Genomic DNA, 14,333 nt, shown 5'->3' with positions numbered 1-14,333 from the left:
CGTTTTCATATCTGTCGAGACCTAAGCGCCCCGGCGGCAAAGAGCAAGACCGCCCGAATAGAACGCTTGCGAATTGGCTGAAAGGTCCGTCTTATGAAGACAAAGAGCATAAGGGGCAGAGATGGCAGAGATTTCCAGGCGCAAGCGCATTTGGGGCTGGTGGTTTTTCGACTGGGCCAGTCAGCCCTATCACACGCTACTGGTGACCTTTGTCTTTGGTCCGTATTTCGCGGGTGTTGCCGCCGGTTTTTTCACGGATACCGGCCTCGACGCGCAGGCCGCTGCGGCGCGGGCGCAGACGGTCTGGGCCAACTGCCTGACCATCACCGGGCTGATCATCGCCTTTGGCGCGCCGCTTCTGGGGGCCTTGGCCGATGTCTCGGGCCGGCGCATCCCGTGGATTTTTGCCTTTTCAGTGATGTACGCGGTGGGCTCTGCCGCGTTGTGGTACACGATGCCCGATGGTTCGAACATGTGGCTGATGTTGTCGGCGTTCGGGCTGGGTTTTGTAGGTGCGGAATACGCGCTGATCTTTATCAACTCTCAATTGCCCGATCTGGGCGACGACAACGAAGTGGGTGAGATCTCGGGATCGGGGTTTGCGTTTGGCTATTTCGGCGGGCTGATCTCGCTGGCGATCATGCTGGCGCTGTTTGTCGAGCAATCGAACGGCAAGACTTTGATCGGGATGGATCCGTTGTTCGGACTGGATGCATCCCGGCAGCAGGGCACGCGCATTGTCGGGCCTTTCACCGCCGGATGGTTCGTTTTGTTCATGGTGCCCTACTTCCTGTGGGTGCGGGATGATCCTCAGACAGACAAAAAAGGCAGCGTAGGCGAGGCGTTACGGCTTTTGGGCAAGTCCATTGCCGCCCTGCGTCACCGGGGCAGCCTGGCGGCATATCTGGGATCGTCCATGTTCTACCGCGATGCGCTGAACGGGCTTTACAGTTTTGGCGGTGTCTATGCCCGGCTGGTGCTGGAATGGGATCTGATCAAGATCGGCATATTCGGGATCGTCAGCGTTCTGGCCTCGGCAATCTTCGCGTGGGTCGGTGGTAAGATGGACAAGAAATACGGCCCTAAACCGGTCATTCTGACATCAATCTGGGTGCTGATCTTTGTCTGCGCCACTGTCGTGTCGATGGACAGAACGCAGATATACGGCATCACGCTGCCCGAAGGTTCGAACCTGCCAGATCTGGTGTTCTTTGGATGTGGTGTGCTGATCGGCGGCATGGGCGGCATCCTGCAATCGGCCAGCCGATCAATGATGGTGCGCCACACCGACCCGAAGACCCCGGTTGAAAGTTTCGGCCTTTATGGATTGTCCGGCCGCGCCACCGCCTTCGCTGCGCCGCTGCTGATCGGGATTGCCACAACCGTCACCGGCAATGCGCGGCTGGGGGTGTCACCGATCATTCTGTTGTTTATTCTGGGCCTATTCCTGATGCGCTGGGTGAAGCCGGAAGGGGATCAGAGCAGATGATTTTATTACGTTTTTTCGCAATACTGGCAACACTGACGCTTGCGAACACCGCAGGGGCGCAGCCTTTGGCAAAGCAATTGTTCGGAGCTCAGAAGGTCAGTTCACAACAAAAACCGGCCGCCTTCGGCAGTTATTCGCGCGGATGCGCTGCCGGGTCGGTGCAACTGCCCGAAACCGGGCCAACGTGGCAGGCGATGCGCCTGTCGCGCAACCGCAACTGGGGCCACCCCGAGGCAATTGACTACGTACGGGACCTGAGCCGGTTTGCAGCCAAGCAACCGGGTTGGAATGGTCTCTATATCGGGGATATCAGCCAGCCACGCGGTGGTCCGATGACATCCGGGCACCGTAGTCACCAACTGGGTCTGGACATCGATATCTGGATGCTGCCGGGTGACAATATGCGGCTGAGCCGCAAGGCGCGCGAGAATATCTCGTCTATCTCTCTGCGCCGGTCAAATGGCGCCTATGTAAACGGCAACTGGACCAAACAGCATCACGCGGTTCTGCGAGAAGCGGCCAAGGATAAGCGGGTGGCGCGAATATTCGTGTTTCCGGGTGCCAAGGTTCAGATGTGCAACGACGAAAAAGGCAACCGGGCCTATCTGCGCAAGATCAGGCCGTGGTGGGGGCATCACTATCACTTCCACGTTCGCCTGAAATGCCCAAAAGGTTCGCGCGGCTGTGTCAACCAAGACCCTCCGCCCAAGGGTGACGGCTGCGCCGAGGCTCAGCAGTGGGTGCGCAACATTCTGAACCCGCCGCCGCCTGATCCGAACGCGCCGCCGCCCAAGAAACGCCGCGAATATGTTCTGGCTGATTTGCCCCAGCAATGCACAGCGGTATTGCAGTCCAACTGATCGCCACGCTGTTGCTGGCCGGATCAGCCTGGGCGGTCGAGGTCAAGACCGCCACCCATCTCGGCAGCTATGCATGGCGACACAACGCCGATTGGTTCGGCGGGTTTTCTGCCGTCCACATCTCGGAAAACGGTCGGCATTTGATCGCTCTCGGCGATCGCTCGTTGTTGGTGAAGGCCCGGGTCGAGCGTGACGGAGATCGGATCGAGAGCGTTGAAATTGTGGGTCGGTGGCCCCTTTTGTCCAGCAGGGGACGCACCATGCGGGGTCAGGTTGGCGATTCAGAGGGCATCGCCATCGCACCTGACGGCAGCCTCTATGTCTCCTTCGAGGGTATTCATCGCGTGGCTTACTACTCGGCGCCGGGCACAAACGCGCGGGTGTTGCCGCGTCCCGATGCCTTTGAAAGCCTGGAGTCCAATGGGTCATTTGAAGCCCTTGCCCTTGATGAACAGGGGCGTCTTGTCACCCTGACCGAGAAAAATCGCACGATTGAAGGTGATATTCCGGTCTACCGCTGGAATGGCCGCACGTGGTCGACGCCCTTTGTTTTGTCCCCGTATGGCAAGTTTCAGCCGGTGGCGGCAGATTTTGGCCCCGATGGCCGCCTCTATGTTCTTGAGCGCGCCGTGTCGCTGACCGGCTTCCGCTCACGCCTGCGGCGTTGGCGGATCGAAGGCGATGCCCCCAGCGCCGAAGAGATACTGTTTGAAACCGCCACCGGGGCGCATGACAACCTCGAAGGGTTGTCGGTCTGGCGTGATACTCAGGGGCGCCTTCGTGCGACAATGGTGTCTGATGACAATTTCCTTGCCCTGCAACGCACCGAACTGGTCGAGTATCTGCTGCCCGATTGACAGGGCCCAGGCAAAGGTCTAGAAGCGCGGCTTGCCTTGGGACGGTCCCTTGGCCAAGTCGCCGCTACCTTGTCAAAACGGGCATCAAAACATGCAACGCAGCTTTATTCCCGGCATCATTGCCATGGCCGCCATTGTTGTGGCCTCCAACATCCTGGTCCAGTTCCTGATCTTCGATGGGCTACTGACCTGGGGTGCATTCACCTATCCGCTGGCCTTTCTGGTCACCGACATCATGAACCGCGTCTACGGCGTGGGTCCTGCCCGCAAGGTCGTGTTTGCCGGATTTGTCACCGGTATCATCTGTTCGCTGATCGGTACGCAAATCATGCTGCAGGGCGATGGCTTCACCTATGCTGCCGTGCCGCTGCGTGTAGCAGTCGCCTCTGGTACCGCCTTCCTGATCGCCCAACTGACCGACGTCACCGTGTTCAACTCCCTGCGCGAAGGTCGCTGGTGGCGCGCGCCGCTTGTGTCGACTCTGGTCGGGTCGGCGCTGGACACTGCTCTGTTCTTCACCATCGCGTTCTCGGCTTCGGTGACCTTCTTCGGCGCCAATGCCGACGCTGCAATCAACTGGGCGTGGGAACCTGTACCCTTCATGCTGTCGGGCCCGATCGCGCCGCTGTGGGTGACACTGGCCTTTGCAGACTGGCTGGTAAAACTGTCGCTGGCACTGATTGCGCTGATTCCGTTCAAGGTGATCGTTGCGCGACTGACCGCTCAGCCTGCGTAAAAAACGCTTTGAGTTTGGCACAACTTGTGCCACGCTCAATCTCAACCGCAACAGATAGAAAAGGAGGTGATCCAGTGTCGAGAAAGAGATTGGAGAGAGGTGTCGGAACAACCGGGGGGATCGCCTGCTAGGGCAGCCCTTGGCGGAGCGCGCGCTCCGGCTGGTCGATTGATCTAACCGACCCCACCTCCTGAACTTTCGAAGGGCCGTCCCACCGGGGCGGCCCTTTCTGTTTCCACCAGCGCCTTGTAAGGTCTGACCCATGTTGCGCATCACTGACGATATCGTTCTACAAGACTGGGAAATGACCGAGAGCTTCGTGCGTTCGTCCGGTCCCGGCGGGCAGAACGTGAACAAGGTCTCGACAGCTGTTGAGCTGAGGTTCGAGGTTGCGCGCTCGCCCTCCTTGCCGGACCCGGTCAAGGCGCGGCTGAAACGACTGGCCGGGCGACGCTGGACCAAGGACGGGGCTATCATCATCCAGTGCGAAGAGACCCGTTCACAAGCCCGAAACCGCGAAATCGCGCGCACCCGTCTGGCAGAGTTGATCGCCCGCGCATTGGTCAAACCCAAGCGACGGATCGCGACGAAGCCCACATATGGTTCGATCAAGCGGCGGCTGGCGGCGAAAAAAGCGCGATCAGATGTGAAGGCGTTGCGCGGCAAGGTGTCGGAAGATTGATCTGGTAGTTTCGTCGCGCCTTGCTAGTCTGATCCCGCAAGGGAGAGCAAGATCATGAGGTTAGAGGGAAAAACCGCAATCGTGACCGGCGGTGCGTCTGGATTTGGCGCCGGGATCGTGCAGAAGTTCCTGTCCGAAGGGGCGCGGGTTATGATCGCCGATATCAATGGTGACGCAGCCGAGGTTCAGGCAAAGCAACACGGGCCCAATGCGATTGCCCAGATGGTTGACGTGGCAGACGCGGCCTCGGTGCAGGCCATGGCGGATATCGTATTGGATCGGTTCGGGCATCTGGATGTTCTTGTAAACAATGCCGGTGTGACGCACCTGCCAATGCCGCTGGAAGAGGTCACCGAAGAGGACTTTGACCGCGTCTTCAACGTGAACATGAAATCCGTCTACCTGACCGCGCGGGCTTTTGTTCCGCATATGAAAGATCGTAGGGCCGGGGCCATCCTGAATGTGGCCTCGACGGCGGGTCTGTCGCCGCGTCCGAACCTGAACTGGTACAACGCCTCCAAGGGCTGGATGATCACCGCGACCAAAACCATGGCCGTGGAACTGGCTCCGTCCGGCGTCCGCGTGAACGCCATCTGCCCGGTGGCGGGTGAAACCCCGTTGCTCAAATCCTTTATGGGGGAAGACACGCCCGAAATCCGCGCCAAGTTCCTTTCCACCATTCCATTGGGCCGATTTTCCACGCCGGAAGACATGGCCAACGCCGCCTGTTTTCTTTGCTCGGACGAGGCCAGCATGATCACGGGCGCGGCGCTTGAGGTCGATGGTGGACGCTGTATCTGATAGAAAACGCTAAAGTTAGAGACGCCATGACCCCCGGCCCAAGAAATCTGATCACCGATGTCCCCGGCCTGAAGGTCGGCAACGCGCAGGACGATGTTTTGAAGTCCGGAACAACTGTGCTGACGGCGGAAGAGCCTTTCACCGCGTCTGTACATGTGATGGGCGGTGCACCGGGAACTCGGGAAACCGATTTGCTGGCTCCGGACAAATCGGTTGAACGGGTCGATGCGATCACCCTGTCCGGCGGTTCGGCCTTTGGGCTGGATGCCGCCTCTGGCGTGTCGGACGCGCTGCTTGCCGACGGCCGCGGCTTTCAGGTCGGTTCGGCAATCGTGCCTATCGTCCCCGGTGCAATCCTGTTCGATTTGCTCAATGGTGGCGACAAGAGCTGGTCAGAAAATCCCTATCGCGCGTTGGGCAGGGCGGCTTTCGTTTCTGCGTCCGAACATTTTGACCTCGGCTCAGTCGGCGCTGGCACCGGTGCGCTTGCGGCGATGCACAAGGGCGGGTTGGGTTCGGCCTCTGCGGTGTTGGAAAATGGCGTCACGGTCGGCGCCTTGGTGGCGGCCAACCCGCTGGGCAGCGTCACAACACCCGGTGACCGGCATTTCTGGGCTGCCCCTTTCGAATTCGGGGATGAGTTCGGCGGGTTGGGGCCCGACACTTCATCTGGTCTGGGCCGGGCTCTGGTTAGCCGCAAGGCGCAGGTGATGCATCCCGCGGAACCCGACAAGACCAACACCACCATAGCCATTGTCGCAACGGATGCGATCCTGGCGAAACCCCAATGCCACAGGTTTGCCGTTGCGGCCCACGACGGCATCGCCCGGGCGATCGTGCCTGCCCACACGCCAGGTGATGGCGATCTGGTCTTCGCGGTCAGTACAGGCGCGCGCCCGGTCAAGGCCAGTGACATCGGAATGATCGGTCACGCGGCGGCCCTGTGCCTGTGCCGGGCCATTGCGCGCGCGATCTATCTGGCAAGACCCGCGCAAGGTGATCTTTTGCCCTGTTGGTCCGATTTACATGACTTTGGTTAAGGAGGACCTATATGCCGCAGTGGCACAATGCCCTCGCGCGGCAATCTGCGCGTTGACTCTTTTTCGCACCGACGGTCCATTCGGTGCAGCCAATTCGTATCGGAGCAAAAAGCTATGAACCGCATCCTCGCTACAGCACTCGTCGGCCTTTTGGCCGTTCCCGCCTTTGCCGAAGGCGATGCCGAGGCTGGCAAAAAAGCCTTCAACAAATGCAAATCCTGCCACCTGATCGCTGACCCGGCAGGTGAAGTCATCGTCAAAGGCGGCAAGACGGGTCCCAACCTGTATGGCATCGCCGGACGCACCGCAGGCACGGTAGAAGGGTTCAAATACGGCGACAGCATCGTGGCCGCCGGTGAAAACGGTCTGGTTTGGGATGAAGCCACATTCGTGGAATACGCTCAGGACCCCAAGACGTTCCTGAAAACCTATCTGGACGACACGGCTGCGAAGTCAAAAATGACCTTCAAGCTGAAGTCGGGTGCCGAAGATGTTTACGCCTATATCGTGAGTGTTTCGGGCGAATAACACCGTTCACCTGACAAGATAAAGATGTGCAAAAGGCCGCAGCCCCTGCGGCCTTTCGTGCGCTTGATCAGGGGATCGATCAGCGCCACTTTGGGGGAAAACCGGTAATCAGCGGAACATCCGCGCGAACTGCCCGACCGGCAACAGGAGAGGACAAATGGGAATCACGATCCCGGCCTGGGTCGAGGGCGAACTGGCCCCCGTCGACAAGCTTGAAGCGCATGAAAAAGGGCTCAAGCACAAAGCGGTGTCGGTGTTTGTCGTGCGGGGCACTGAAATCCTGATGCAGCGCCGGGCGTTGGGCAAATATCACACGCCGGGGCTGTGGGCGAACACGTGCTGCACCCATCCCGACTGGAACGAAAGCGCCTCGGCCTGCGCCGTGCGACGCCTGCAGGAAGAACTGGGCATCAAGGGTCTGTATCCCGAATATCGGCATCGTCTGGAATACCACGCCGATGTCGGCAACGGCATGGTCGAGAACGAGGTGGTCGATGTATTTCTGGCCCACGCGCGCGGCCCTCTGGAGATAGAACCCAACCCTGACGAAGTCATGGCTATCCGTTGGGTCGATTATCACGATTTGCTGGCCGAGGTTCAGCGTCACCCGGATCGGTTCACGCCGTGGCTCAAGATCTATTTGCACAATCACGCCGACACGATTTTCGGCCCGGACCTGATCATTTCCGCCAAAACTTGAAGCGCGGGATCAAACCCTGCCTTGCAAGGGGACTGCAAGCCGCCTAAATCTCCGCGTCATGGCCAAGCAAAAGACAGATCCGAACTACAAGGTAATTGCCGAGAACCGGCGCGCCCGCTTCGATTACGCAATCGAGGAAGACCTCGAGTGCGGCATCGTGCTGGAAGGCTCCGAAGTCAAATCGCTGCGTGCCGGCGGATCGAACATCGCCGAAAGCTATGCCACCGTTGATGACGGAGAGCTGTGGCTGGTGAACAGCTATATCGCGCCATACGAGCAGGCCAAGGTGTTCAGGCACGAAGAGCGGCGGCGGCGCAAACTTCTGGTCTCGCGCAAGGAATTGTCGAATCTGTGGAACGCGACCCAGCGCAAGGGCATGACCCTTGTGCCGTTGGTTTTGTATTTCAACCACAAGGGCCTGGCCAAGGTGAAGATCGGAATCGCCAAGGGTAAGAAAACCCATGACAAACGCGAAACCCAGGCCAAGCGCGACTGGTCACGGCAAAAGCAACGTCTTCTGAAAGATCACAGTTAAGGCGGTCTGGTTCTTTTCGATTCAAATCAAGCTGAACCGGCTAGAATGCCATGGTCGCCTGAACTGCGCGCTGCCAGCGAGCATAGGCCGCGTCGCGTTCCTCATCGCTTTGACCGGGCTCGAACCTTCGATCCAGTTCCCAGGTTTCGGCAAACCCGGTTTGGTCCGGGTAAACCTCGGCCTTCATTCCCGCCAGCCATGCGGCACCAAGGGCGGTGGTTTCCTGCATCACCGGGCGGTCTACAGGCGCGCCAAGACAGTTCGACAAACCCTGCATGGTCCAGTCGGATGCGCTCATCCCGCCATCGACGCGCAGGATGACGTCGGCTTCGGAACCCCAGTCGCCCTGCATGGCATGCCACAGGTCGCGGGTCTGGAATGCGATGCTCTCAAGCGTGGCGCGGGCGATTTCGGAGCGCCCGGAGTTTCGGGTCAATCCGAACATTGCGCCGCGGCAATCGGGTTTCCAATACGGTGCGCCAAGACCGGTGAACGCTGGCACCAGCACCACATGCTGCTTCGGGTCGGCGTTGACAGCCAGATCACCGCTTTGCGGAGCCGAGTCGATGATCTGCAACGCGTCGCGCAGCCATTGCACGGCGGCGCCGGCGATGAAGATCGACCCTTCCAACGCGTAAGTCCGCTGACCGTCCAGTTGATAGGCGATCGTGGTCAAAAGGCGGTTTTTGGACAGAACGGGCTGGTCGCCCGTATTCAGCAATGCGAAACATCCGGTGCCATAGGTTGATTTCATCATTCCCGGCTGGAAACAGGCCTGCCCGATGGTGGCCGCCTGTTGGTCGCCGGCGACGCCCAGAATCGGTATGGACCCGCCCAGCAAACCGGTCTGCCCGAAATCTGATGCACAGTCGCGCACGTCGGGCAGCATCACCTTGGGAATGTCGAGCAATTCGCAAATTTCGGCACTCCATTCGCCCTTTTGGATGTCGAACAGCAGCGTCCGGGCTGCGTTGGTGGCGTCGGTGGCATGGACGCGCCCTTCGGTCAGGCGCCAGATCAGGAATGCATCGATGGTGCCGAACAGCAGCTCACCGGCAGCGGCGCGATCACGGGCGCCAGGGATGGAATCCAGCAGCCATTTGACCTTGGTTCCCGAAAAATAGGGATCTAACAGAAGGCCGGTTTGAGCGGTCACGTCATCCTCGCATCCGGCTTTCCGAAAGCGTTCGCAAATCTCGGCGGTGCGGCGATCCTGCCAAACAATCGCGTTGTGGATGGCCTTTCCGGTCGCCTTTTCCCAGACAACCGTGGTTTCACGCTGGTTGGTGATGCCGATGCCCGCGATCTGTTGGGCCGTGACTCCGGTCGTCTCCATCACTTCGCGGCAGACGGTTAGAACGCTGTCACATATGTCCTCAACATCGTGTTCGACCCAACCTTCCTGCGGGAAGTGCTGGGGAAACTCTCGTTGAGCCGTCCCGACACGTTGCATTTGCGCGTCAAACAGTATTGCGCGTGAGGACGTTGTGCCCTGATCGATTGCCAGAATGTAGGTCATGCCTGCGCTTCTCCCCCGTTTCATTTTGCGGGACTTTAGCGCAAACAGTGATGCACGGGCCAGAGCGGATTTCAGGCGGGTGAAACCGGAATATTGTCGATCAGACGGACCCCATCCGCCCAGGCGGTGACGAACAGACGCGCCGGGCGAGAGGCTTCTGAAAGCGCCTCCAACGTTTCGGCGCACCGCAGGTCGACATACTCGATTTCGGTAAATCCGGCTGTGATCAAACCAGCCTCGGCCTCTTGCGCCAGCGTCGCAAAGACTTCGCCTGCCGCCAGCCGGGAGGCAATCTCCCGCATAATCGCGTTCATGTTCGCCGCGATGTCCAGCCCTTCAGGCGACAGCAGCAGATTTCGGGAGGACATGGCCAACCCGGAAGGTTCGCGCACGGTCGGGCAGCCGATCACCTCGATGGGAATATCCAGGTCGCGGGCCATGCGTCGGACGATCAGCAACTGTTGATAATCTTTTTCCCCGAAATAGGCTCTGTTTGCCTGGGTTTGCAGGAACAGTTTCGCCACAACGGTCGCCACGCCGTCGAAATGTCCGGGGCGGAATGGCCCTTCCATCACATCGGTCAGACCCGAGACGTTTACGGTCGTCGAGAAACCTTCCGGATAGATCTCTTCCGGGTCCGGGACATAGATCGCGTCCACGCCGTAAGGCGACAACTTTTCCGCGTCGTCCTGTTCGGTCCGGGGGTATTTGGCCAGATCCTCGGGGTTGTTGAACTGCTTGGGGTTCACAAAGATCGTGACGATCACCCGGTCGCAGCCTGCTTTGGCGGCTTCGACAAGTGACAGATGGCCCTGATGCAACGCGCCCATGGTCGGAACCACACCGATTACTTCATCCTTGCGCTGCCATTGCGAGGTCAGCGCGCGCAGGTCGGCCAGGCGGCGCAGGATCGGAGGGGTCATGCCTTGCGCCCTTGGTCCGGGGCCTGATCCGCAAAGACATGCTCGTCCGCCGGGAAGGTGCGTGCACGGACGTCAGCGGCGTATTCTGCGATGGCAGCTTCGGCCAACGGACCCAGATCAGCGTAACGTTTGACGAATTTTGGTTTGAAGGCGGTGAAAAAGCCCAGCATGTCGTCGACAACCAGGATTTGCCCGTCGCACCCGGCCGAAGCGCCGATCCCGATGGTCGGGATCGCGACCTCGGCGGTAATCCGGTCAGCCAGACCTTGAGGAACCTTCTCCAACACAACGGAGAACGCGCCGGCCTCGGCCACGGCGCGGGCGTCGGCCAGTACCGCCTCGGCCTGTTCGTCGCGACCCTGAACCTTGTAGCCACCCAGCGTATTGATCGATTGCGGCGTCAGGCCGATATGCGCCATCACCGGGATACCACGCTTGACCAGAAAGCGGATCGTCTCGGCCATCTCGACCCCGCCTTCCAGCTTCACAGCGCCCGCGCCGGTTTCCGACATCAGCCTGGCCGCGTTTCGGAAGGCATCGGACGCGTCGTGTTCATAGCTGGCAAAGGGCATGTCGATAACCATCATCGCCTTGTCCAGCCCGCGTGCCACGGCTTGCCCGTGCATGATCATCATTTCCATGGTCACGCCCAGAGTCGACGACATACCATGCAACACCATGCCAACGCTGTCTCCGACCAGTACGAAATCGCAATGGGCATCCATCAGCCGGGCCATCGGTGTTGTGTAGGCGGTCAGGCTGACCAGGGGATCACTGCCTTTTCGGGCGCGAATATCCTCGGCATTCGGGGCTTTTTTGCGGGCGGTGGCGCTCATACTCGCTCCTGCGGGGTCCATGTTGCAGTGCGGCATAGCAGATTGCAATGGGCCAGAGAAACCCCGGTTGCGCGAACATTTCCTTGAATGACCCAAGGTTTAAAGGGACATTGGTAGAAGAAAAGCCCGCAAAACAGCGGGCGCACGTTTTCAACAGGGGAGAGATTTTCATGACAATGCAGGTGTTTCGGTCCTTTGCATCCGCACTGGCGCTGGGTGCAAGTCTGTTCGCAACGCAGGCTTTGGCCAAATCCGACATCACGATTGCGATGCAGCTTGAGCCGCCGCATCTGGACCCGACAAGTGCTGCGGCTCAAGCTATCGATTCGGTGGTTTACACCAATGTATTCGAGGGCCTGACACGTTTCATGGGCGATGGTTCGGTTGTTCCGGGACTGGCCGAAAGCTGGGAAATTTCCGACGATGGCACGGTCTATACATTCAACCTGCGCGATGGTGTCACCTTTCATGATGGTACTGAGATGGACGCCGAAGACGTCAAGTTCAGCCTTGATCGCGCCCGTGCCGAAGACAGCGCCAACGCCCAGAAAGCGCTGTTTGCCGGGATAGAAAGCGTCGAGGTGGTTGATCCGCTGACGGTCAAAGTTACCCTGTCCGAGCCCAACGGCAATTTCCTGTTCAACATGGCGTGGGGCGACGCGGTAATCGTCGCGCCCGAGAGCATCGAAAATATCAAGACCAACCCTGTTGGCACCGGTGCCTTTACCTTTGGCGACTGGGTTCAGGGCGACAGCATTACCCTGAACCGCAATCCGAACTACTGGGGCGATCAGCCCGCATTAGAGACTGCGACCTTCAAGTTCATATCTGACCCCACCGCCGCCTTTGCTGCAATGATGGCAGAGGATATCGATGTCTTCGACAATTTCCCCGCGCCGGAAAACCTGCCCCAGTTCGAGGCTGATCCGCGGTTTCAGGTTCTCGTTGGTTCCACCGAAGGTGAGACGATCCTGTCCACCAACAACAAGAGCGCCCCGTTCGACGACATCCTTGTGCGTCAGGCGCTGGCGCACGCAATCGATCGGCAGGCCATCATTGATGGCGCCATGTTCGGATATGGCACGCCGATCGGAACGCATTTCGCGCCCCATCACCCGGCCTATGTCGACCTGACTGGCCAGTCTGCCTATGACCCCGAGAAAGCCCGCGCGCTGCTGGCCGAAGCTGGGTTTGCCGAAGGCTTCGAAACCACACTTCACCTGCCGCCACCTTCATATGCGCGGCGGGGTGGAGAGATCATCGCGGCGCAGCTGGCGGATGTTGGTATCAAGGCCGAGATCATCAATGTCGAATGGGCACAATGGCTGGAGTCGGTGTTCAAGGGCAAGGATTTTGGCCTGACCATCGTCAGCCATACCGAGCCAATGGATATCGGTATCTATGCGCGGCCCGACTATTACTTTCAGTACGACAGCACCGATTTTCAGGCTCTGATGGACACGCTGAATTCCACAACCGACCCGGATGAGCGCAAAAGGTTGCTGGGTGAAGCGCAACGGCTGATCTCGACTGATTACGTCAACGGATACCTGTTCCAGCTCGCCAAGCTGGGAGTTGCCAAGGCGGGTGTGCAGGGTCTTTGGAAAAACGCCCCGACGGCAGCAATCGATCTGACCGCCATCAATTGGTCCGAATAACAAATCACCGGGGCCGTAACGGCGGCCCCGGTAATGTCTGTTCCCGTGCGTACCAGATTATGACTATGTTTCGCGTTCTTTGTCTGATTGTTTTTGCTCTTTGCCTGACATTTGCACCGGTCAGGCAGGCAAAGGGGCAGAACGTCCTCGACAGCCGATTGGACGCGCTTGCCGGCACGCCCGAGAACCCATTGGACGTTGGTGTGGGTATCAAGATCGACCAGATCACCAGCGTTGACCAAAAGGCCGAGAACTATGGTGCAGTTGTGCAGTTGCGCGTTGAATGGACGGACCCCGCGCTGGCCTTTGACGCGGACGCGTTGGGACGAGAGATCCGGGTCTTCAACCCACCGGCGCTGGCAGATCATGCCGCTGAAATCGGTGCGATACTGCCCGCATTTGTCATTCACAACCAGCAGTCAAACAAATGGATCCACGAATCCGCGGCTTCTCTGCGATATGACGGGCGTGTTGTATACGTCGAGAAATCGTCGCTGACCTTGCAGGCGCCGCATTTCGATTTCCGGAAATACCCGTTCGACACGCAGGAATTTCACTTTGAGGTCGTCTCGATTTTCCCGTCCGACTACGTGTCCTATTACCCGTTGGACGCATTCTCTGGCCTTGGCGACCTGCTGGGCGAGGAAGAGTGGATTCTGGGGAATGCCCGAATGGAGACATCACAGGTCATTGGGTTGTCAGGCCGTGAAAGCGATCAGGTCGCGCTGGTGTTCGAGGGCAAACGGCACCTGACCTACTACGTCATTCGGGTTTTTCTGCCGATGCTGGTTCTGATCTCGGTCGGCTGGGCGCTGTTTTTCCTCGACGAATACCGCCGACGGATTGAAATCGCTGGTGGCAACCTGCTTGTGTTCGTGGCTTTCAACTGGGCAATTTCCGCTGATCTTCCGAAACTGGGCTATCTGACATTTCTGGATTTTGTTCTGCAGTGCATGTTCCTGATGACCGGTGCGCTGATCGTATTCAATGTCGCTTTGCGCAGATTGAAGGTATCGGGTCGCGAAGGTGCGGCCAGACTGCTGGACAATTATGCGATCAAGTGGATTTACCCGCTGGGATATGCGGCCATCGTCGCCTACGCGGTTTTTGCCTATCTGTTGGTGACTTAGATGCTGGACCCGTATCGCAAGCGACCCTAACGTGGCGGG

Annotated in this window: 15 protein-coding genes; 12 read left to right on the top strand and 3 right to left on the bottom strand. The window is 59.0% G+C overall.

The annotated features are described in order from the left end of the window. Nucleotides 1–121: 121 nt before the first annotated feature. The 10 genes from AC2TEL_RS04265 (at nt 122) to smpB (ending at nt 8,228) form a co-directional block, all read left to right on the top strand. Nucleotides 122–1,489 (top strand): MFS transporter, encoded by a 1,368-nt coding sequence (locus tag AC2TEL_RS04265; protein ID WP_480902097.1) that lies wholly within the window; start codon nt 122–124, stop codon nt 1,487–1,489. Continuing rightward, nucleotides 1,486–2,349: a penicillin-insensitive murein endopeptidase gene (gene mepA, locus AC2TEL_RS04260; RefSeq protein WP_480838336.1), complete on the top strand. Its 864-nt coding sequence runs from the start codon at nt 1,486–1,488 to the stop codon at nt 2,347–2,349. Before AC2TEL_RS04265 ends, mepA begins: the two co-directional genes overlap by 4 nt. After that, nucleotides 2,322–3,206 carry an esterase-like activity of phytase family protein gene (locus AC2TEL_RS04255; protein ID WP_480902094.1) on the top strand — a complete coding sequence of 295 codons (885 nt, stop codon included), beginning with the start codon at nt 2,322–2,324 and terminating at the stop codon, nt 3,204–3,206. Before mepA ends, AC2TEL_RS04255 begins: the two co-directional genes overlap by 28 nt. Nucleotides 3,207–3,297: 91 nt before the next feature. Then, complete coding sequence (locus AC2TEL_RS04250) at nt 3,298–3,942, top strand: queuosine precursor transporter (protein WP_480838332.1); 645 nt, start codon at nt 3,298–3,300, stop codon at nt 3,940–3,942. Between the two features lie 262 nt (nt 3,943–4,204). Then, nucleotides 4,205–4,624, top strand: coding sequence for an alternative ribosome rescue aminoacyl-tRNA hydrolase ArfB (gene arfB, locus AC2TEL_RS04245; RefSeq protein ID WP_480838330.1), 420 nt, complete (start codon nt 4,205–4,207; stop codon nt 4,622–4,624). Nucleotides 4,625–4,678: 54 nt separating this feature from the next. Then, the gene (locus AC2TEL_RS04240) at nt 4,679–5,425 is read left to right on the top strand and encodes an SDR family oxidoreductase (RefSeq protein ID WP_480838328.1); all 747 of its coding nucleotides are present in this window, start codon (nt 4,679–4,681) and stop codon (nt 5,423–5,425) included. Nucleotides 5,426–5,451: 26 nt separating this feature from the next. Further along, nucleotides 5,452–6,465, top strand: a complete 1,014-nt coding sequence (locus tag AC2TEL_RS04235) for a P1 family peptidase (protein ID WP_480902092.1) — start codon at nt 5,452–5,454, stop codon at nt 6,463–6,465. A gap of 114 nt (nt 6,466–6,579) precedes the next feature. Then, on the top strand, nt 6,580–6,993 hold the full coding sequence (locus AC2TEL_RS04230) for a c-type cytochrome (RefSeq protein ID WP_480838326.1): 414 nt from the start codon (nt 6,580–6,582) through the stop codon (nt 6,991–6,993). 157 nt (nt 6,994–7,150) lie between these two features. After that, nucleotides 7,151–7,693, top strand: coding sequence for an isopentenyl-diphosphate Delta-isomerase (idi, locus tag AC2TEL_RS04225; protein WP_480838324.1), 543 nt, complete (start codon nt 7,151–7,153; stop codon nt 7,691–7,693). Nucleotides 7,694–7,751: 58 nt separating this feature from the next. Next, complete coding sequence (smpB, locus tag AC2TEL_RS04220; protein ID WP_480838322.1) at nt 7,752–8,228, top strand: SsrA-binding protein SmpB; 477 nt, start codon at nt 7,752–7,754, stop codon at nt 8,226–8,228. A gap of 40 nt (nt 8,229–8,268) precedes the next feature. On the opposite strand, the gene glpK is transcribed toward smpB, so the two are convergent. From glpK to panB, 3 genes are all read right to left on the bottom strand, one after another. Next, on the bottom strand, nt 8,269–9,747 hold the full coding sequence (gene glpK, locus AC2TEL_RS04215; RefSeq protein ID WP_480902090.1) for a glycerol kinase GlpK: 1,479 nt from the start codon (nt 9,745–9,747) through the stop codon (nt 8,269–8,271). A gap of 71 nt (nt 9,748–9,818) precedes the next feature. Beyond that, on the bottom strand, nt 9,819–10,670 hold the full coding sequence (gene panC, locus AC2TEL_RS04210; RefSeq protein WP_480902088.1) for a pantoate--beta-alanine ligase: 852 nt from the start codon (nt 10,668–10,670) through the stop codon (nt 9,819–9,821). After that, nucleotides 10,667–11,506 (bottom strand): 3-methyl-2-oxobutanoate hydroxymethyltransferase, encoded by an 840-nt coding sequence (panB, locus tag AC2TEL_RS04205; protein WP_480902087.1) that lies wholly within the window; start codon nt 11,504–11,506, stop codon nt 10,667–10,669. Before panB ends, panC begins: the two co-directional genes overlap by 4 nt. A gap of 170 nt (nt 11,507–11,676) precedes the next feature. On the opposite strand from panB, the gene AC2TEL_RS04200 reads away from it, so the two are divergent. Both AC2TEL_RS04200 and AC2TEL_RS04195 read left to right on the top strand, forming a co-directional pair. Continuing rightward, nucleotides 11,677–13,164 (top strand): ABC transporter substrate-binding protein, encoded by a 1,488-nt coding sequence (locus AC2TEL_RS04200; RefSeq protein ID WP_480902085.1) that lies wholly within the window; start codon nt 11,677–11,679, stop codon nt 13,162–13,164. Between the two features lie 65 nt (nt 13,165–13,229). Next, nucleotides 13,230–14,294 (top strand): ligand-gated ion channel, encoded by a 1,065-nt coding sequence (locus AC2TEL_RS04195; protein ID WP_480902083.1) that lies wholly within the window; start codon nt 13,230–13,232, stop codon nt 14,292–14,294. Nucleotides 14,295–14,333 lie beyond the last annotated feature (39 nt).

The sequence above is a fragment of the Ruegeria sp. HKCCD9138 genome (assembly GCF_057220975.1).
The sequence above is the reverse complement of the archived record's forward strand: the minus strand, read 5'-3'. Positions and strand labels throughout refer to the sequence as shown.

Bases quoted from the DNA above. Each gene is read 5' to 3' on its own strand.
- AC2TEL_RS04265 (WP_480902097.1), top strand. From the start codon at position 122: ATGGCAGAGATTTCCAGGCGCAAGCGCATTTGGGGCTGGTGGTTTTTC.
- mepA (WP_480838336.1), top strand. From the start codon at position 1,486: ATGATTTTATTACGTTTTTTCGCAATACTGGCAACACTGACGCTTGCG.
- AC2TEL_RS04255 (WP_480902094.1), top strand. From the start codon at position 2,322: ATGCACAGCGGTATTGCAGTCCAACTGATCGCCACGCTGTTGCTGGCC.
- AC2TEL_RS04250 (WP_480838332.1), top strand. From the start codon at position 3,298: ATGCAACGCAGCTTTATTCCCGGCATCATTGCCATGGCCGCCATTGTT.
- arfB (WP_480838330.1), top strand. From the start codon at position 4,205: ATGTTGCGCATCACTGACGATATCGTTCTACAAGACTGGGAAATGACC.
- AC2TEL_RS04240 (WP_480838328.1), top strand. From the start codon at position 4,679: ATGAGGTTAGAGGGAAAAACCGCAATCGTGACCGGCGGTGCGTCTGGA.
- AC2TEL_RS04235 (WP_480902092.1), top strand. From the start codon at position 5,452: ATGACCCCCGGCCCAAGAAATCTGATCACCGATGTCCCCGGCCTGAAG.
- AC2TEL_RS04230 (WP_480838326.1), top strand. From the start codon at position 6,580: ATGAACCGCATCCTCGCTACAGCACTCGTCGGCCTTTTGGCCGTTCCC.
- idi (WP_480838324.1), top strand. From the start codon at position 7,151: ATGGGAATCACGATCCCGGCCTGGGTCGAGGGCGAACTGGCCCCCGTC.
- smpB (WP_480838322.1), top strand. From the start codon at position 7,752: ATGGCCAAGCAAAAGACAGATCCGAACTACAAGGTAATTGCCGAGAAC.
- glpK (WP_480902090.1), bottom strand. From the start codon at position 9,747: ATGACCTACATTCTGGCAATCGATCAGGGCACAACGTCCTCACGCGCA.
- panC (WP_480902088.1), bottom strand. From the start codon at position 10,670: ATGACCCCTCCGATCCTGCGCCGCCTGGCCGACCTGCGCGCGCTGACC.
- panB (WP_480902087.1), bottom strand. From the start codon at position 11,506: ATGAGCGCCACCGCCCGCAAAAAAGCCCCGAATGCCGAGGATATTCGC.
- AC2TEL_RS04200 (WP_480902085.1), top strand. From the start codon at position 11,677: ATGACAATGCAGGTGTTTCGGTCCTTTGCATCCGCACTGGCGCTGGGT.
- AC2TEL_RS04195 (WP_480902083.1), top strand. From the start codon at position 13,230: ATGTTTCGCGTTCTTTGTCTGATTGTTTTTGCTCTTTGCCTGACATTT.